This window comes from Enterobacteriaceae endosymbiont of Donacia bicoloricornis (assembly GCF_012567955.1).
In the GTDB taxonomy this organism is placed as follows: Bacteria; Pseudomonadota; Gammaproteobacteria; order Enterobacterales; family Enterobacteriaceae.
On record NZ_CP046186.1, the window covers coordinates 21820 to 41049 of the forward strand.

Below are 19230 nucleotides of genomic sequence, written 5' to 3' on the forward strand. Positions count from 1 at the left end.
TTATATTAATCATTATTTTTAATCTGTAAAAATTGCATTTATAAAATCCTTTGCATTAAATAAATGTAAATCTGTAATTTTTTCTCCACAACAAATATATCTTATTGGAATATGAAATTCATTTGCCAAAGAAAAAATAACACCACCTTTTGCTGTACCATCTATTTTAGTTATTGTAATACCTGTAACACCTATATTATCATGAAATGTTTTAAGTTGATTAATAGAATTTTGTCCAATATTTGAATCTAAAACTAACATTATTTCATTAATAACCATATTATTATTTTTTTTTATTACACGTACAATTTTTTTTAATTCTTCCATAAGAAAAAAATTATTATGTAATCTTCCTGATGTATCAGCAATTAAAATATCTATTTTATCTTTTTTAGCTTTAGAAATTGAATCAAAAATAATTGCTGAACTATCTTTTTTATTAGAATTATAAATAAACAAACTATTACTTTTTTTACTCCAAGAAAATAATTGTTCATGTGCACCTGCTCTAAAAGTGTCTCCAGAAGCTAAAAGCACAGATTTTTTTCTTTTATAAAAATAATATGCTAATTTACCTATTGTAGTTGTTTTACCAACTCCATTAACACCTATTATTAATATAATAAATGGTTTATTATTAATAATTAAAGGTTTTTCTACTGGAAGTAAAATTTTTAACATTTCTTCTTTTATGTATGTATATAATTGAGAAGAATCTTTTAATTTATTTAATTTTACATATTTTTTTGTTAAGTTAATAATTTTTTTTGTAGTGTATATTCCTACATCAGAAATAATTAATTTTTCTTGTAATTTATTAAATAATTCTTCATCAATAGTATTTCTTTTTTTAAAAAGATTAAAAATTTCTTTACTAATGTTTTTACTTGTTTTAATTAATTTATTTTTTAAATAATTAAAAAAACTCATTTTTTCTTTACTTTTTTTATTTATCATTTTCTTACAAAAATCTTTAAATTATCTAGTAATAAAATACTTGATTTAATTAAAACTAATTATTATTTAAATAGTATAACAAAAATAATTTTAAAGTAATTATTATTAATAGTAATTTTAATATAAATTATGAAAAAAAAAAAACATAATAACATTAATATTATATCTGGAAAATGGAAAGGTAAAAAAATAAAAGTTATAAACAATAAAATTTTAAAACCTACAATGTGTTTTATTCGTGAAAATTTATTTAATTGGCTTATGAAAAATAATTTATATAAATTAAAATGTTTAGATTGTTATGCTGGTACTGGAATTTTGAGTTTTGAAGCACTTTCCAGAAATGCTTTGTTAGCTACTTTAATAGAAAATAATAAAAAAATATTTCAACAATTAAAACAAAATGTTTATTTATTAAAAATAAAAAACATTTTTTTAATTTATAATAATACTTTAAATTTTTTAGCACAAAAGTCAAATATTCAATATGATCTTGTTTTTGTAGATCCTCCATTTTGTAAAAAAAATATTTTATTACAAAAAACTTGTATTTTATTAGAAAAAAATAATTGGTTAACAAATAACGCAAAAATATTTATTGAATATAAAAAAAAAAGTAATAAATTTTTTTTACCAAAAAATTGGATAAAATATAAAAAAAAAACATTTGGTATAGTCACATATCTTTTATATCAAAAAAAAATATATGCATAAAAAATTATAATTTTTTTATTAAAAAAAAATATTTATTATCATATATTTTTTTATCAATTATATTATAATTCATAAAATGACAAAAGTATTTTATATCTGTATTAACTAATAAATCATTTGTAATAATTAATAAAGTTTCATTTTTTTTTATTTGAAGTGTTTTTTTTTTAATCATCATAATAGTATTTGGACATTGTAATCCTTGTATATCTAAAATATGATTTACGTTTTTATAAAAATTATTTTTTTTAATCATTTTAATATATTATAAATAATAAATTTGTATAAGTAATTTTATTATTATAATAAAAAATTTTTTATTTATAAATTTTTATAAATAAATTTATATTTTAAATATATAAGGTAATATTATGAATTTAGAAAAAAAAAAAAAAATGGTACTTGAAGATGCTATTCTTCAAATAGAGAACCAGTTTGGTAAAGGTTCTATTATGAGATTAGGCGATAATAGAACTATGGATATAGAAGCAATATCAACAGGATCTATATCTTTAGATATAGCTTTAGGTATTGGTGGACTTCCAATTGGAAGAATAGTAGAAATATATGGACCTGAATCTTCTGGTAAAACTACTTTAACATTACAAATCATTGCTGAAGCTCAAAAATTAAATAAAATTTGTGTTTTTATAGATGCTGAACATGCATTAGATCCCATATATGCTCAAAAATTAAATGTCGATATTAATAAATTATTATGTTCACAACCTGATACTGGAGAACAAGCATTAGAATTATGTGATTCATTAGCTAAATCAGGTGTAGTAGATGTTATTATAGTTGATTCAGTTGCAGCTTTAACTCCAAAAGCAGAAATAGAAGGAGAAATAGGAGATTCACATATAGGATTAGCAGCAAGAATGATGAGCCAAGCTATGCGTAAATTAGCAAGTAATTTAAAACAATCAAATACACTTTTAATTTTTATTAATCAAATTCGTATGAAAATTGGAATTTTATTTGGAAATCCAGAAGTAACAACTGGAGGTAATGCTTTAAAATTTTATGCTTCTGTAAGATTAGATATTAGAAAAATTGGTAATATAAAAAATGGAGATGAAATAATAGGTAATGAAACTAGAGTTAAAGTAGTAAAAAATAAGGTTGCAGTACCTTTTAAACAAGCTGAATTCCAAATTATTTATGGACAAGGTATTAATATCTATGGAGAATTATTAGATTTAGGAGTTAAAGAAAAAATAATTGAAAAATGTGGATCATGGTATAGTTATAATAATGAAAAAATTGGACAAGGGAAAATAAATGCTATAAATTTCTTAAAAAAAAACAAAAAACAATCTCTAGAAATAGAAAAAAAAATACGAAAATTTTTTTTTAAAAAGAAATAATATAGATATTATATTTTTTATAAAAAATTTATATACTTTTCAAAAAATAATTAAGGATAATTTATAGTATGGAAAATAAAATAGAAAAAGTTCGTGAAATGTTTTTAGATTTTTTTTATAAAAAAAAACATAAAATAATAAAAGGAAGTTCATTAATACCTAAAAATGATACATCATTATTATTTACAAATGCAGGTATGAATCAGTTTAAAGAATATTTTTTAGGATATAAAAAATCTCCTTATCCAAGAATTACTACAATTCAAAAATGTATAAGAGTAGGAGGTAAACATAATGATTTAGAAAACGTTGGTTTTACAAATAGACATCATACATTTTTTGAAATGTTAGGTAATTTTAGTTTCGGAGATTATTTTAAAAAAGAAGCAATTTTTTATGCATGGGAATTATTAACTAGTTCTAAATGGTTTAATTTAGAAAAAAAAAAAATATACATTACTGTATATTATACAGATATAGAAACATATAATATTTGGTATAAAAATATTGGTATTCCAAGAAAAAATATTTTATTAATTAAAGATAAAAATAACAAAATTTATCATTCTGATAATTTTTGGCAAATGTCTGAAACAGGTCCATGTGGACCATCCACAGAAATTTTTTATGATTTAGGACATAATTTAAAAGATAATATTAAAAATAATACATATAATCGTTTTATTGAAATATGGAATATTGTTTTTATTCAATTTAATAAAAATTTAAAAGAAGAATTAATACCTTTACCAATAAAATCAGTTGATACAGGAATGGGGTTAGAACGTATTAGTAGTATTTTAGAAGGGGTTAATTCAAATTATAAATTATATTTTTTCCAAAAAATTATTAAAAATATAAATAATTTTGTTAAAATTAAAAACTTAAAAAATAATTCATTAAAAGTTATAGCTGATCATATTAGATCATCTATTTATTTAATATCAGAAGGTATTCTACCTAATAATGAAAAAAGAGGATATATTTTAAGGAAAATTCTTAGAAGAGCTATTAATCATGGTAGAATTTTAGGGGTAAAAAAACCTTTTTTATATAAATTAGTTAAAATATATATTAAATACATTAATAATACAGAAAAAATTTTTTTATATAAAAAATATGATTATATTACTAATATAATTAAGAATGAAGAAGAAAATTTTAATAAAATTATTAATTCAGGAATTCTTTTGTTAGAAAAAGAAATTAAAAAATCAAATAAAAATTTTTTATCAGGGAAACAAATGTTTTATTTATATGATACTTTTGGATTATCTCCTGATTTAATACAAGATATATGTATAAATAAAAAAATTAATTTTGATAAAAAAGAATTTATAAAATATATGGATATTCAACGACAAAAATCCAGAAAAAATATTTTTTTTGAAAAAAAAATTAATTTATATTATGAAAACAGAGTATCGAAATTTGATGGATATAGTAATTTCACTATTTATAGTAAAATACTAGATATATATTTTAATGAAAAATTAACAAACAAAATAAATGAGGGAGAATCTGGAGAAATTATATTAAATATTACTTCTTTTTATGGAGAATCTGGAGGACAACTAGGTGATATAGGATATTTAGAAAAAGACAAAAAAAATATTTTTCAGGTTTACAATACTAAAATACATGGTAATCTAATTATTCATATTGGTAAAATGATTTTAGGATCATTAAAAATAGATGATTATATATTTTCTAGAATAGACATCACAAATCGTTTAATGATTAGTAGAAATCATTCTGCAACACATTTATTACATTCTATTTTACGTCAAAAATTTGGTAATGGTATAGAGCAAAAAGGATCTTTAATTACTAATCAATATCTAAGATTTGATTTTTCATATAATTATTCTTTAGAATTAGAAGACATTTTTGATATTGAAAAAAAAATTAATAATTATATATTTAAAAATATACCTATAAAAATATATTTAAAAAAAAAAAAAGAATTACAAAATAATAAAAATATTATTAAATTATTTAATAATAAATATGGTAAAATAGTAAGAATTGTAGATATTCAAAATATTTCACAAGAATTATGTAGCGGAACTCATATTTTAAGTACTCAAGAAATTGGTTTTTTCATAATTACAAAATTTTTAAGTATTGCAAATGGAATAAAACGTATACATGCAATTACTCATAATTTAGCTTTAGATTATGTTCAAAAACAAAATAAAAATATAAAAATTATTTCTAATATATTTAGAATAGATGAAAAAAATTTAATAAAAAATATTTTATTAGATAAAAAAAAAATTAATATTTTAAAAAATAATATCCAAGAATTGGAACAATATATATCTTTAAAAGAAGAAAAAAATTTAATAAAAAATATTATTTTAATAAATAATATTAACTTAATAATAAGTAAAATATATAATTTTAATCCTAAATTATTTAATTATATTATAAAAAAATTATTAAAAAAATTTAAAAAAACAATAATATTTTTATCTACAAAATGGGAAAAAAAAATATTTTTTATTATAAAAATTACAACAAATATTAATAAAAAAATAAATGCTAAAGAAATTATTCAAAAAATTTTAGATAAAAATAGTTGTAAAGTAAATGGATGTGCTAATATAGCACAAGGAAATATTAATCTTAATAAAGATGAATATTATTTTTTCTTATCTAAAATAAGATTATTTATTTTAAATAAAATAAATAAATTAGATTAATTTAAATTAATTTAGTGATTTTTATTTAATATTTTTAAATAAAATTTAAAATTATTTTAAAATAAATACATAAATAATAGATATTTTATATTTTATTATTTTAAGGAGAAAAGGATGCTTATTCTTACTCGCCGAGTAGGCGAAACACTTATGATAGGTGATGAAGTTATGGTAACAGTTTTAGGAATAAAAGGGAATCAAGTTCGAATAGGTGTTAATGCTCCTAGAGAGATTGCTGTTCATCGTGAAGAAATATATCAACGTATACAAGCTGAAAAAAATCAAAAAATAAATTCGTTAAAATAATTTTATTTTTTTATAAAAAACAAAAAATAATTAATTTGACAAAGTTTTTATAAAAGATATAATACTATACTGATTAATGTAATTGGTGAGATGGCCGAGTGGTTTAAGGCGCACCCCTGCTAAGGGTGTATGTAGTTTTCTGCATCGAGGGTTCGAATCTCTCTCTCACCGAAAATATTAAAGCAAGCATCCGTAACTCAGGGGATAGAGTACTCGGCTACGAACCGAGTGGTCGGGGGTTCAAATCCTCCCGGATGCAAATAAAAAACGATTTTTTTAATGATTATTTTTTATTTTTAGATTTTTGAAAAGTTATATTTAATTTAGCTTTTAAGTTAGTTAATTAACATTTAATTTTTTAAAATTCACGTAAAATATTATTAATTGCTGTCTTACTTAAAGTTTTTTTATCTACTTTTTTAACTATTATTACACAATATAAGTTATATTTACCATCTTTTGATGGTAAAGTTCCTGGAACTACAACAGAATAACTAGGGATTATACCATAATTAATTGAACCAGTCTCTCTATCATAAATTTTAGTACTTTGTCCTATATATACTCCCATTGAAATTACAGATCCTTTTTTTACAATTACTCCTTCTACTATTTCTGATCTTGCACCTATAAAACAATTATCTTCAATGATAGTTGGACTAGATTGAATAGGTTCTAAAACTCCCCCGATACCAACACCTCCTGAAATATGAACATTATCTCCTATTTGAGCACAAGAACCTATTGTAGACCAAGTATCTATCATAGTATTTTTTCCAATAAAAGCTCCTATATTAACAAAAGAAGGCATTAATATTACTTTATCAGAAATAAAAGATCCAAATCTCACAATAGTAGGAGGAACTACACGGCATCCTATTTTTTTAAATTTTTTTTTTTTAAAATTACTATTAAATTTTAAAGGTATTTTATCATAAAAATTATTATATGTTCCTTTTAATAAAAAATTTTTATTAATTTTAAAGTATAATAATATTGCTTTTTTAATCCATTCATAAACTACCCAATTTCCCTTAATATTTTTAGATACTCGAATTATACCATTATCTAAAAAACTAATGACTTTGTTAATATTATTAATAACTTTCTTATCTTTTAATAAATTATTATTATTTTTATATTCTGAAAAATAATTTTCTATAATATCTCTAAAATATTTCATATTATTTTATTATTAAAATTTTTCAATTAAATATCAATTAATATTGATAACCATATCATTTATTTTATAAATTAACAAATTTTAATAATTTAAAAAACTATTTATATTTTTGAAATAAAGAAAAAACTTTATTTTCATTTATGATTTTAATATTTAGTTTATTTGCTTTTAATAATTTAGAACTTGGGTTAGTACCTAAAATTAATAAATCTGTTTTTTTACTAATCTGAGTATGTATTACAGCTCCTAATATTTTTAATTTTTTTACAAGATTATATCTTGTTATAAACATAAATTTTCCAGTAATAGTTATTTTTTTTTGATAAAAATAATTTTTTTTTGAGATTTTTATAGGATAAATAATTTTAATTTTTTTTAATAAATTTTTAATAATATTAATATTATCTTTTTTACTAATAAAATTAAATATACTTAATGAAGTTTTTTTACCTATATTTTTAATACTACATAATTCAATTAAATTAGTATTTAAAAAATTTTCTAATGTTTTAAAAAATAATGATATATAATAACAACTTATTGTTCCCATTTCTGGAATTCCTAAAGAAAATAAAAACTTATTAAAAGTAATTGTTTTCTTATTTTTTAAAGATTGTAAAATTTTATTAATAAATTTATTACCTAAATTATCTATTTTTGATAAAATATGATTATTTAGATTTAATAAATCTACAGTATTTTTTACTAAATTTTTATCAACTAATTTATTAATTAATTTTTCTCCTAAATAATAGATATTAAAAGCATCTCTTGAAACAAAATGTTTTAAATATGCCTTTAATTGATCTTTACAAAATAATCCTGATTTACAATATAAAATATTATTTGTTGTCTTTTTAAGAATAGAATTACAACTAGGACATAATGTAGGTATTAATATATTAGTTTTTCTTTTTAAAAATTTTTTATTAATTACTACATTAGTAATTTTTGGAATTACATCCCCACATCTTTGTATAATTATATGATCTCCAATTTTTAAATTTAATCTTATTATTTCATTAATATTATATAATGTTGCAAAATTAATATTTACTCCATTAATATTTACTGTATTAAAATATGCAATTGGAGTAATAACTCCTGTACGTCCAATTTGAAAAATTATTTTTTTCAATAATGTTAATTTTTCTTGTGAAGGAAATTTATATGCCATTGCCCATTTAGGAGCATGGTTAGTATATCCTAAAATATTTTGTTTTTTTACATCATTAATTTTAATAACAATTCCATCAATATTATAAGGTAATAAATTCCTGTTTTTTTTAAAATATTTATAAAAATTAATAATTTTATAATAAGAAGAATAAATTCTTGTATATTTAGATATTGGAATCCCAAAATATTCTAATTTTAGTAATATTTCTTGTTGATTAGAAAATTTAATTTGATCTATAAAACCAATACCATAACTATAAAAATTAAGTAAATTAAAAATTTTTTTATCAACATTCTTATTCATTTTTAAAATCCCATATGCGGTATTTCTTGTATTACTAAATAATTTATATTTATCAAATCTCTGTTGATTTAATTTTTTAAAGTTTTTTTTTGTTATAAATATTTCGCCTCTTACTTCTAAGTTTTTAGGAAAATTTTTACCTTTTAAAGTATGAGGAATACTTTTAATTTTTAAAATATTTTTTATAATATTTTCTCCAATAATACCATCTCCTCTTGTAGCTGCACTTATTAAAATACCATTTTTATATAATAAATTAATTGCTATACCATCAAACTTTAATTCACAACAAAAATTTAATTTTTTTATTATTTTATTAATAGGAAATAAAAATTTTTTAAATAAATCTTGTTCATTAAACACATTATTTAATGATAACATTGGTATTTTATGATATATTTTTTTTAAAAATGTTAATGATTTATATCTAGCTCCTACTAATTTAGTCGAAGAATATTTATTTTTTAAATAAGGATACAAATTTTCTAATTTCTTTAATTTAAAAATTAATTTATCATATTGATAATCCAAAATATTAGAATTATTTAATACATGATATTTATAATTGTAATTTAGAATTTCTCTACGTAGATTTATTATTTTATTTTTAAAATAAAAAAGTTTATAAATTTTATATAAAATATCTAATAATTTTATTATATAAAATTTTAAATTTTTTTTTTCCATATTGTTCCAAAATTAGTATCTTCTAAAAGAATATTATTTTTTTTTAATTTATTTCTAATTAAATCAGCTTCAGCCCATAATTTATGAATACGAGCAATATTACGTTTTTTAATTAATTTTTCAATTTTATCTTTACCATAAAAACTAAGTGAATTTTTATTATTTTGTAGATAATTTTTTGGATTATAAAATAAGATTCCTAAAATATTACCTAATTTTTTTAATTTTAAAATAAAATAATTAGCAATTAAATATTTTTTTTGTTTATAAGCAATATTAATTTTTTTAGATATTTTAAACAAAATACTATATGCTTTTGGAGTATTAAAATCATCATTTATAGATTCATAGAATTTTTGTTCTAATAAAAAAAAATTGTTTCTTATATTTTTTATGATAAAAATATTTTTTTTATAAAATAAAGAAGTATATAATTTTTGGATAGCTAATTGAGCTTGTTTTAATTTATTTTCACTAAATATAATAGGTTTTCGATAGTGAGTAATTGTTAAAAAATATCTAATAACTTCTTCATTATATTTTGATAATATATCTTTTATTTTAAAAGTATTTTTTAATGATTTAGACATTTTTGTATTATTAATAATAATCATTCCAGTATGTATCCAATAATTAACATAAAATTTTTTATCTATACAAAAAGATTGTGCAATTTCATTTTCATGATGAGGAAACATTAAATCACTACCGCCCCCATGTATATCAAAATTTTTTCCTAAATATTTATAACTTAAAGTTGAACATTCTATATGCCATCCTGGGCGTCCATAACCCCATGGGGAATCCCAACCTATATTAGATTCATTTGTTAATTTCCATAAAACAAAATCTTTATAATTTTTTTTAACATTAAAATTTTTAATTTTTATATTTAATTTTAGTAATTTTGTATTTTGTTTAGATAAAATTCCATAATTTGGATATTTTTTAATAGAAAACATAATATCACCATTTTTAGCAATATATGCAGTATTATTTATTAATAATTTTTTTATTGTAAAAATAATATCCTTTATATGATCAGTAACTTTAGGTTCAAAATTAGGAGATGTAATATTTAAATTATTAAAATCTTTTGATATTTTTTTAATAATATTTTGTGTAACATATTTTATGCTTTTATTTTTTTTTTTTGCTAATTCTATAATTTTATCATCAATGTCAGTAATATTTCTTATATAATAAACTTTATATCCTAAAAATTTTAAATATCTGATAATTATATCAAATACAATAAAAGTTCTACCATGACCAATATGACAAATATCGTATGGAGTTACCCCACATACATAAATTCTTACTTTTTTTTTATTAATAGGAGTAAATATTTCTTTTTTTCTACTTAATGTATTAAAAATTTTTAACATTTATTTCCCTTTATAAAATTTGTATAAATAATTTTTTATTAATTATTTTAATATAATATTTTTTATAAAAAATTAATTTTTTATAAAAAATAATTAAATATTTTAATAAAGAGATCAAATATTTTCATTATTATAATAATTTGAATAATTATCGAAACGTGTAATTTGATTATTAAAAACTAATTTTATAGTACCAATAGGACCATTTCTTTGTTTTCCTATAATAATTTCAGCTATACCATGTAAATTAGTATTTTCGTTATACACTTCATCTCTATAAATAAACATAATAAGATCTGCATCTTGTTCTATTGAACCAGATTCTCTTAAATCAGAATTCATAGGACGTTTATCAGATCTTTGTTCTAAAGATCTGTTTAATTGAGATAAAGCAACAACTGGAACATGTAATTCTTTAGCTAAAGATTTCAATGAACGAGAAATTTCAGATATTTCTAATGTTCTATTAAAAGATAATGAAGGAACTCTCATTAATTGTAAATAATCTACCATGATTAAACTTAACCCGTTATGTTCTTTAAATATTCTTCTAGAACGTAATCTAATTTCTGTAGGAGTTAATTCTGAAGAATCATCAATATATATATTTTTTTTTTTTAATAAAATACCCATAGTATTTGATATTTTTTTCCAATCATCATCATTTAATTGTCCTGTTCTAATTTTACTTTGATTTACACGTGAAAGAGATGCAAGCATACGAATCATGATTTGTTCGCAAGGCATTTCTAAACTAAATATTAATACAGGTTTCTCTTGAGAGATTGCTGTATGTTCGCAAATATTCATTGCAAGGGTAGTTTTACCCATAGCAGGACGTGCTGCAATTATAATAAGATCAGAATTTTGTAATCCTGATGTTTTTTTATTTAATTCATGATATCCAGTATCAATCCCGGTAATACCTTTTTTAGGTGAATTATAAAAAGATTCAATTTTAGAAATAGTCACATCTAAAATTTCTTCTAAATTTTTTGGTTTAGTATTTTTACTAAAACGTTTTTCTGCAATTCTAAATACACGAGATTCAGCTAAATTTAATAAATATTCACTATTTCTACCATTTGGATAATATCCATCTTCTGCTATTTCATTCGCAACAGATATCATTTCTCTAACTATAGCACGTTCATGAACAATATCAGCATAGGCATATATATTTGATATACTAGGAATATTTTTTGATAATTCAGCTAAATATGCAAATCCTCCTACCTGATTTAATTTTTTTTTGTTTTCTAGAGATTCAGAAAGTGTTATTAAATCAATAGGTTTACCTAATTCTATTAAATAATTCATTTCATTAAAAATTATTCTGTGCGATAAAATAAAAAAATCATCTACTATTATTTTCTCTATAATATATTCCCAACGATTGTTATCTAACATTAATCCTCCTAATATTGATTGTTCTGCTTCTATAGAATGAGGAGGAATTTTAATTTTTTCAATTTGTAGATCTTTTTTAAATTGTTTCATTCAATTATTTATTACCATATATAAATTTGACTATAAATGTACTTAATAGTAAAAATAAAATTTATTCTTTTATTCTTATAAAAGAAAGTGCTTTTTTTAAAACATCTAAATTATTTTTTTTCTGATTAAAAATAAAATTTTTAAAATTATGTGCTCCATAAATACCATAAAAAATATTTAATAAAGGTTTAATAATAGTTATTAAAGAAGTACCTTTTTTTAATTCTTTTTCTATATAGGAAAACATAGATTCTACTATTATTATAGGATTTTTAATAAAAGATTTATTATGATAAATAAATTTATCTATATCTACTAACATCATAGGATTTTTAAAAATTTCCCTACCCATCATAACCCCATCAACATATTTTAAATGTTTTTTTATATCTAATAAAGTTTTAATACCTCCATTAATTGAAATTTTGATATTTGAAAAACTTTTTTTTATTTTGTAAATAATTTTATAATTTAATTTTGGAATTATTAAATTTTTTTTTGTATTAATGTTTTTGTAAAGTAAAGCTGTTCTTGCATGAATAATAAATCTTTTACATCCACTATTTATTAATAAATCAATAAATTTATATAAAAAATCATAATTATTATTATTATTAATCCCAATACGCATTTTTACAGTAATAGGAATAGAAACATTATCACTCATAGATTTTATACAATCTGATACAATTAAAGGTTTATACATTAAACATGCACCAAAATTATTTTTTTGAGCTCTTAAAGAGGGACAACCTAAATTTAAATTAATTTCTTTATATCCTATTTTTTCTGCTTTCCTAGCACATAAAGATAATAATTTTGGATTATTACCAGCTATTTGTAATACAATATTATCAATATTTTTATTTTCTAATAAAATAACTGGATTTTTTTTAATAAAATTACAATGAATCATTTCCGTATATAAAAGTGATTTTTTAGTTAATTTACGATAAAAATATCTACAATGTTTATTTGTTTTTTTTAACATAGGAGCTATTTCAAATTTAAAATATGGAATATTTTTTTTCATATTTATAATTGATGTATTAAAAATATTATTTATTACATAATAAATAATCAAATATTAAATATATTTTAATAAATTATTTATATGGATTTTTATTTTCTTGAAATTTAAAATTTATAATACTACCAATACATTGTAATTTTTTATAAAAAAAATTTATTAAATAATTTTTATAATTATTATTTAATTTTAATAATTGATTACCATGTATCTTAAATATTAAGAAATTACTTTTTAATTGATGTATATATTTTAATTTTATACGTCGACCATTATATATGGGTGGTAAAACTACTTTAGTAGCTAAATTTAAAATTTTCATGAGTTTAGAAGTACTATATATTTTTTTTGAAATATTATATATTTTATATATTAGTTTAAATATTTGTTCTAAATTTAGAATAAATTTAGCAGAAATAGAAATTATAGGAAAATACTTAAATTTTTTTTTTATAAGATTTTTTATAAAGAAAATATCTTTATCTTTAATAAGATCTATTTTATTTATTAAAATAATAATTGGTTTTTTTTGTGAAATAATATATTTTATTATTTTTATATCTTGGTTACAAAAAATTTTTTTTTCTCCATCAATTATATATAAAATAATATTAGATACTTTTATGGTTTTATAAGATTCAATAATTGAGATTTTTTCTATTTGATTTGTAATTTTATTTTTTTTTTTTATACCTGCTGTATCAATTACAGTAATATTTTTATTTAAATGATTTAATGATATTGAAATGTTTTCTCTTGTTGTACCAGGCATATTATCAATAATTGTTCTTTTTTCATTAACAAATTTATTTATTAAAGTAGATTTTCCTACATTTTGCATACCTACAATAGCTAGTTTAATATTATTATTTTTATTTTTTACTAAAAATTTAGTATTTGATTTATTTAAAAAATTTTTTTTTATATAAATTTTATTTATATGAAAAAATAATATTTTTTTAAATTTTAAAATATCATTTTTATTCATGATATCTATTTGATAGAAATCTATACCTAAAGAATAAAATTCATTATCCAAAAAATATTTTTTTTTTATATTCACAATAATAATTATTTTTTTATTATATTTTCTAATGTAATTAATAATTTTATAATCTGTAATATTAAGTTTATCTCCTTTTATCATTAATAAAATTATATTTGATTCTTTAATCGATAACAAAATTTGTTCTTTTATTAAAGATTTTTTTTGTTCGAATTTATTATAACTTATTGTATCCACACAAATAAATTTATAGTTTTTAATTTGAGCATTCTCATATTTTCTATCTATTGTAAAATTTGGTATTTTATTAACTAACGAATCATATTTTTTAATTAAAATATTATATAAAGAAGATTTTCCTACATTACTATCACCTAGTATAGTAATAATAGGATATTTATATTTCATTTTTAACTCTTTTATTTATTATGTTATTAAAATTTTAAATAAATATATTTTATTATATAAAGTTTGTATAATTAATTTATTTTTTATTAATAAAATAAAATTTATTTTATATTTATCAATTCTTTTATTTCCAAGTAAAAATCCTTTTTTAGGATCTATCCAATATAAAAATCCTTTATTATTTGTAAAAAAAATTTTTTTTTTATAAATAAATAAATTATCAATTTTATTATTTTTAAATTGATCTTGTTTCCATATTAAATTACCGTTTAGTGCATTTAATGCTAATATTCTATTTTTAGAATCTATTAAATAGATATTATTTTTATCTACAATAAAATTTTTATGAGTAAAATATATTTTTTCCCAAATAACATCACCAGTACTTAAATTTAAAGCTGTAAAAGTACCGTTATAAGATGTTGCATAAACAACTTCATTATATATAACTGGTTGTACATCAATATCATTTATATCAATAAAATTATTTGTATCACTAAATCTTAATAAATTCTGTTCCCAAACTAATGATCCATTAGAAACTATGCGAGAACTAATTAATCCATTATCACTACCAGTAATTATATTATCGAAAAAAAGTACAGGAGTAGATAAGCCTCTTATAGCAAATGTATTGAAATCTCCTAAATTAACTGTCCATAAAATTTTACCATTATTTTTATTCAAACCCTGTAAAATATTACCAATACTATTTACTACTAATATATTTTTTCTAATTACAAAATTAGATAATATTTCACTAAATACATTTTGTGTCCAAACTATAGATTTTGTTTTTATATTTATTGCAAAAATTTTTCCTTGTTTATTACCTACATACAAATAATTATTTGAAATTATAGGTCCGGAAGTAATATATTCATATTTACAAGACGAAAAAAAACAATATCTATTTATTAAATTAATATGCCAAATAATTTTTCCTGTTTTAACATTTATACAACAAATATATCCATTACTATTAGCTAAATATAAAAATCCTTTATAATAAAAAGGATTTAACTTATTTAAAATAATATTATTTTTTCCTATTTTATTTTGCCAAATTAATTTTAATTTTATTTTATCTAATTTAGATAATGAATTATTTTTTTTATGAAAAAAACTATCTTTTTCATATGTACAAGAAGTTAAACAAATAGAACAAAAAATAAATATTAATATCATTAATTTTGATAATTTTATTTTCATATTTTACTCTTTTTAAATTAAAATTTAATTAAAAATATTTTTATTAAAAAAAATTAATAAAATATTTTTTTCAAATAAAATATTAATTTATTTTCTGGTATAATTGTTTGTTTTTTTAAAAATAAATTTTTAATAATAATAGAATTATTATCTATTTCTTTTTGCCCTATTATAATTATAAAATGTGATTTATATTTATTTGCTTGAATAATTTGTTTTTTTAAATTTTTAAAAAGATAACTAGTAATTATCCTAAGTTTAGGAAATTTATTTCTAATTAATTCCCCAATAACTAAAATTTTTTTTAAAATATGATTATTTTCCATTGGTATTAAAAAAATATCAACTAGATATTTAATATCTATTTTTAAGGATTGTATCATTTCTACTAATAAAATTAAACGTTCTATTCCAATAGCGCAACCAATACCATTATTAATTTTTTTATTACTCATTTTATTAATTAATTTATCATATCTTCCTCCACCACATATAGTTTTAGAATTTCCCTTTCCTATATTAGTAGTTTTCCATTCAAATACTATATCATTATAGTAATCTAATCCTCTGACTAAATAATTATTTATAGTAAATTTTATATTCATAAAATTTAAAATTTTACATAATTTTTTAAATTTATTTATACTTTTATCATTAAGATAATCTTGTAATTTTGGAGCATTTTTTAATAAAATTTTAATATTTTTATTTTTGCTATCTAAAATTCTTAAAGGATTTGTATAAATTTTTCTTCTATCTTTTAAATCTAAAAGATGAGAATTATTTTCTAAAAATAATGTTAATTTTTTTACATATTTTTTTCTATCTTTTAAAGAACCTAGAGAATTAATTTCTAAAAAAATATTATCTATAATATTTAATTTTTTCCATATATTATTAATCATTATAATAATTTCAGCATCAATATAAGGAGATTTTAATCCAATTATTTCAACACCAATTTGATGAAATTGTCTATATCTACCTTTTTGTGGTCTTTCATAACGAAACATAGGTCCATTATACCAAAAACGTTTATTTTGAAAAAAATTATTATGTTCTATAATAGCTCTAATGAAGCCAGCTGTACCTTCTGGACGTAAAGTTAAAGAATTATTATTTTTATCTAATAAAGTATACATTTCCTTTTCTATAATATCTGTATATTCTCCAATAGTTTTTTTAAATAATTCACTTTTTTCTAAAATAGGTAACTTAATTTCTTGATACCCATAATTATTTAGAGTATTTTCAATAGTATTTTCAATATTTTTCCATATTAAAGTATTTGGAAATAAATAATCATGCATACCATGAATTGCTGTAATTTTTTTTATCACTATAAAATATCTCTCTTTTTTATAAAAATTATTTAATAATTTAAATTATTCTTATTATTTTAATAATAATTTTAAGTATATTATACTAATAACAATTAATTTTTAAAATAAAATATATGTTCTTTATATATTTTTTATTTAATAAAATTAAATTATATTTAAATAAAAAATAAAATGTATTTTAATGAAAAACGATATTTATTGGATGAAGTATGCTTTATATTTTGCTAAATTAGCTAAATATAATGGTGAAATACCAGTAGGAGCAATTATTATAAAAAATAATAAAATAATTTCTTTTGGGAATAATAATACAATTAAAAATAATGATCCTACAGCACATGCCGAAATAATAGCTTTAAGAAGAGCTGGAAAATATTTAAAAAACTATAGGTTATTAAATACTACTATGTATGTTACATTAGAACCATGTTTAATGTGTTCTGGAGCTATAATTATGAGTAGAATTTCTCGTTTAGTATTTAGTACTTATAATAAAAAGTATAGTAATATAGGATCTTTTGTAGATTTATTAGGAATTTATAATATTAATTATAAAATAAAAATAAATTCTGGAATTTTAAAAAAAGAATGTACGAGTATTATACATGATTTTTTTTATTTAAAAAGAAAAAAAAAATAATTTTATTTATAAAGGTAATTACATTTGAAAAAAAGTAAAAAAATATCAAATTCTGATATAGAAATTTTTAATTTAATATATAAAGAATCAAAAAGACAAGAAGAAAATATTAATTTAATAGCTTCAGAAAATTATACATCACATAATGTTATGTTAGTTCAAGGATCTATATTAACTAATAAATATGCAGAAGGATATCCAAATAATAGATATTACGGAGGTTGTAAATATATTGATCAAATTGAGAGTATTGCTATAAAAAGAGCTAAAAAATTATTCAATGCAGATTATGTAAATGTACAACCACATTCAGGATCACAAGCTAATTTTGCTGTATATATGGCTTTATTAAAACCTGGAGATATTATTATGGGATTAGAACATTCACATGGAGGCCATTTAACACATGGATCTCAAGTCAATTTTTCAGGAAAATTTTATAAAAATATATCATATAAAACTAATATACAAGGTATAATTGATTATAATCATTTATTAAAATTAGCAAAAAAATATAAACCAAAAATGATTATTGGCGGTTTTTCTTCCTATTCAAGGATATGTGATTGGAATAAAATGAGAAGTATTGCAGATATAGTAAATGCATATTTTTTTGTTGATATTTCTCATATTGCTGGATTAATTATTGCGGGATTATATCCAAATCCATTACCTTATGCTCATGTAGTTACTAGTACAACACATAAAACATTATCTGGACCTAGAGGAGGTATTATATTATCATCAAAAAAAAATAAACATTTATTTAAAAAATTTGATAAATCTGTTTTTCCTGGGAGTCAAGGAGGACCATTAATGCATATTATTGCAGCTAAAGCAATAGCTTTTAAAGAAGCATTAACACCTAATTTTATTAGATATCAAAAACAAATTTTAAAAAATGCAAAATTAATGGTAAAAATATTAAAAAAAAATAACTATAAAATAATTTCTAATGAAACTGATAATCATCTATTTATTATAGATTTAACAAATAAGAATATTACAGGTTTAGAAGCTGAATTATTATTAGAAAAATATAATATTATTGTTAATAAAAATAGTATACCTAATGATATAAATCCTCCAAGTATTACCTCTGGTATAAGAATAGGAACTCCAGCTATTACAAAAAGAGGTTTTAAAAAAAAAGAAATATATATATTATGTCAATATATTATAAATATTTTAAATGAAAAAAATAAATATTATCAAAATATAAAAAATGATATTCTAAAATTGTGTAAATTATTCCCTGTATATAATTAATAATATTTTATTTATTTAAATAAGGA

The 19230-nt window shown here is 18.8% G+C and carries 16 protein-coding genes and 2 tRNA genes; 8 read left to right on the top strand and 10 right to left on the bottom strand.

The genetic code is table 11. The features are described 5' to 3' along the window. Nucleotides 1–18 precede the first annotated feature (18 nt). Nucleotides 19–957, bottom strand: coding sequence for a signal recognition particle-docking protein FtsY (gene ftsY / locus GJU03_RS00130; protein ID WP_168918685.1), 939 nt, complete (start codon nucleotides 955–957; stop codon nucleotides 19–21). A gap of 129 nt (nucleotides 958–1086) precedes the next feature. On the opposite strand from ftsY, the gene rsmD reads away from it, so the two are divergent. Continuing rightward, nucleotides 1087–1671, top strand: coding sequence for a 16S rRNA (guanine(966)-N(2))-methyltransferase RsmD (gene rsmD, locus GJU03_RS00135; RefSeq protein ID WP_168918686.1), 585 nt, complete (start codon nucleotides 1087–1089; stop codon nucleotides 1669–1671). Between the two features lie 4 nt (nucleotides 1672–1675). Here rsmD and GJU03_RS00140 read toward each other — a convergent pair whose 3' ends face one another. Then, a complete protein-coding gene (locus GJU03_RS00140) occupies nucleotides 1676–1927 on the bottom strand; it encodes a sulfurtransferase TusA family protein (RefSeq protein ID WP_168918687.1) in 252 nt (83 codons plus the stop codon). 115 nt (nucleotides 1928–2042) lie between these two features. On the opposite strand from GJU03_RS00140, the gene recA reads away from it, so the two are divergent. The 5 genes from recA (at nucleotide 2043) to GJU03_RS00165 (ending at nucleotide 6314) form a co-directional block, all read left to right on the top strand. Then, nucleotides 2043–3041, top strand: coding sequence for a recombinase RecA (recA, locus tag GJU03_RS00145; RefSeq protein ID WP_168918688.1), 999 nt, complete (start codon nucleotides 2043–2045; stop codon nucleotides 3039–3041). A 68-nt stretch (nucleotides 3042–3109) separates the two neighbouring features. After that, the gene (gene alaS / locus GJU03_RS00150; protein WP_168918689.1) at nucleotides 3110–5749 is read left to right on the top strand and encodes an alanine--tRNA ligase; all 2640 of its coding nucleotides are present in this window, start codon (nucleotides 3110–3112) and stop codon (nucleotides 5747–5749) included. 114 nt (nucleotides 5750–5863) lie between these two features. After that, nucleotides 5864–6055: a carbon storage regulator CsrA gene (csrA, locus tag GJU03_RS00155; protein WP_168918690.1), complete on the top strand. Its 192-nt coding sequence runs from the start codon at nucleotides 5864–5866 to the stop codon at nucleotides 6053–6055. Nucleotides 6056–6139: 84 nt separating this feature from the next. After that, nucleotides 6140–6226, top strand: a tRNA-Ser gene (locus GJU03_RS00160). 15 nt (nucleotides 6227–6241) lie between these two features. Continuing rightward, a tRNA-Arg gene (locus GJU03_RS00165) sits at nucleotides 6242–6314 on the top strand. 99 nt (nucleotides 6315–6413) lie between these two features. On the opposite strand, the gene dapD is transcribed toward GJU03_RS00165, so the two are convergent. The 8 genes from dapD to hisS form a co-directional block, all read right to left on the bottom strand. Then, nucleotides 6414–7238: a 2,3,4,5-tetrahydropyridine-2,6-dicarboxylate N-succinyltransferase gene (gene dapD, locus GJU03_RS00170; protein WP_168918691.1), complete on the bottom strand. Its 825-nt coding sequence runs from the start codon at nucleotides 7236–7238 to the stop codon at nucleotides 6414–6416. Nucleotides 7239–7335: 97 nt separating this feature from the next. Further along, nucleotides 7336–9408 (bottom strand): NAD-dependent DNA ligase LigA, encoded by a 2073-nt coding sequence (gene ligA / locus GJU03_RS00175; RefSeq protein WP_168918692.1) that lies wholly within the window; start codon nucleotides 9406–9408, stop codon nucleotides 7336–7338. Then, nucleotides 9390–10796, bottom strand: coding sequence for a cysteine--tRNA ligase (gene cysS / locus GJU03_RS00180; protein WP_168918693.1), 1407 nt, complete (start codon nucleotides 10794–10796; stop codon nucleotides 9390–9392). The genes ligA and cysS overlap by 19 nt, the downstream gene beginning before the upstream one ends. A 114-nt stretch (nucleotides 10797–10910) precedes the next feature. After that, the gene (gene dnaB, locus GJU03_RS00185; protein ID WP_168918694.1) at nucleotides 10911–12296 is read right to left on the bottom strand and encodes a replicative DNA helicase; all 1386 of its coding nucleotides are present in this window, start codon (nucleotides 12294–12296) and stop codon (nucleotides 10911–10913) included. A 61-nt stretch (nucleotides 12297–12357) separates the two neighbouring features. Then, nucleotides 12358–13380: a tRNA dihydrouridine(20/20a) synthase DusA gene (gene dusA, locus GJU03_RS00190; protein ID WP_168918695.1), complete on the bottom strand. Its 1023-nt coding sequence runs from the start codon at nucleotides 13378–13380 to the stop codon at nucleotides 12358–12360. A gap of 22 nt (nucleotides 13381–13402) precedes the next feature. Continuing rightward, entirely contained in the window at nucleotides 13403–14740 is a 1338-nt protein-coding gene (gene der / locus GJU03_RS00195; RefSeq protein ID WP_168918696.1) for a ribosome biogenesis GTPase Der, read from the bottom strand. Nucleotides 14741–14758: 18 nt separating this feature from the next. Then, a complete protein-coding gene (locus GJU03_RS00200) occupies nucleotides 14759–15952 on the bottom strand; it encodes an outer membrane protein assembly factor BamB family protein (protein WP_168918697.1) in 1194 nt (397 codons plus the stop codon). A gap of 53 nt (nucleotides 15953–16005) precedes the next feature. Further along, a complete protein-coding gene (hisS, locus tag GJU03_RS00205; RefSeq protein WP_168918698.1) occupies nucleotides 16006–17292 on the bottom strand; it encodes a histidine--tRNA ligase in 1287 nt (428 codons plus the stop codon). A gap of 184 nt (nucleotides 17293–17476) precedes the next feature. Here hisS and tadA point away from each other — a divergent pair, with 184 nt between their 5' ends. After that, entirely contained in the window at nucleotides 17477–17935 is a 459-nt protein-coding gene (gene tadA, locus GJU03_RS00210; protein ID WP_246208759.1) for a tRNA adenosine(34) deaminase TadA, read from the top strand. A gap of 24 nt (nucleotides 17936–17959) precedes the next feature. Then, nucleotides 17960–19204, top strand: a complete 1245-nt coding sequence (gene glyA, locus GJU03_RS00215) for a serine hydroxymethyltransferase (RefSeq protein ID WP_168918699.1) — start codon at nucleotides 17960–17962, stop codon at nucleotides 19202–19204. The last annotated feature ends 26 nt before the right edge of the window (nucleotides 19205–19230 follow it).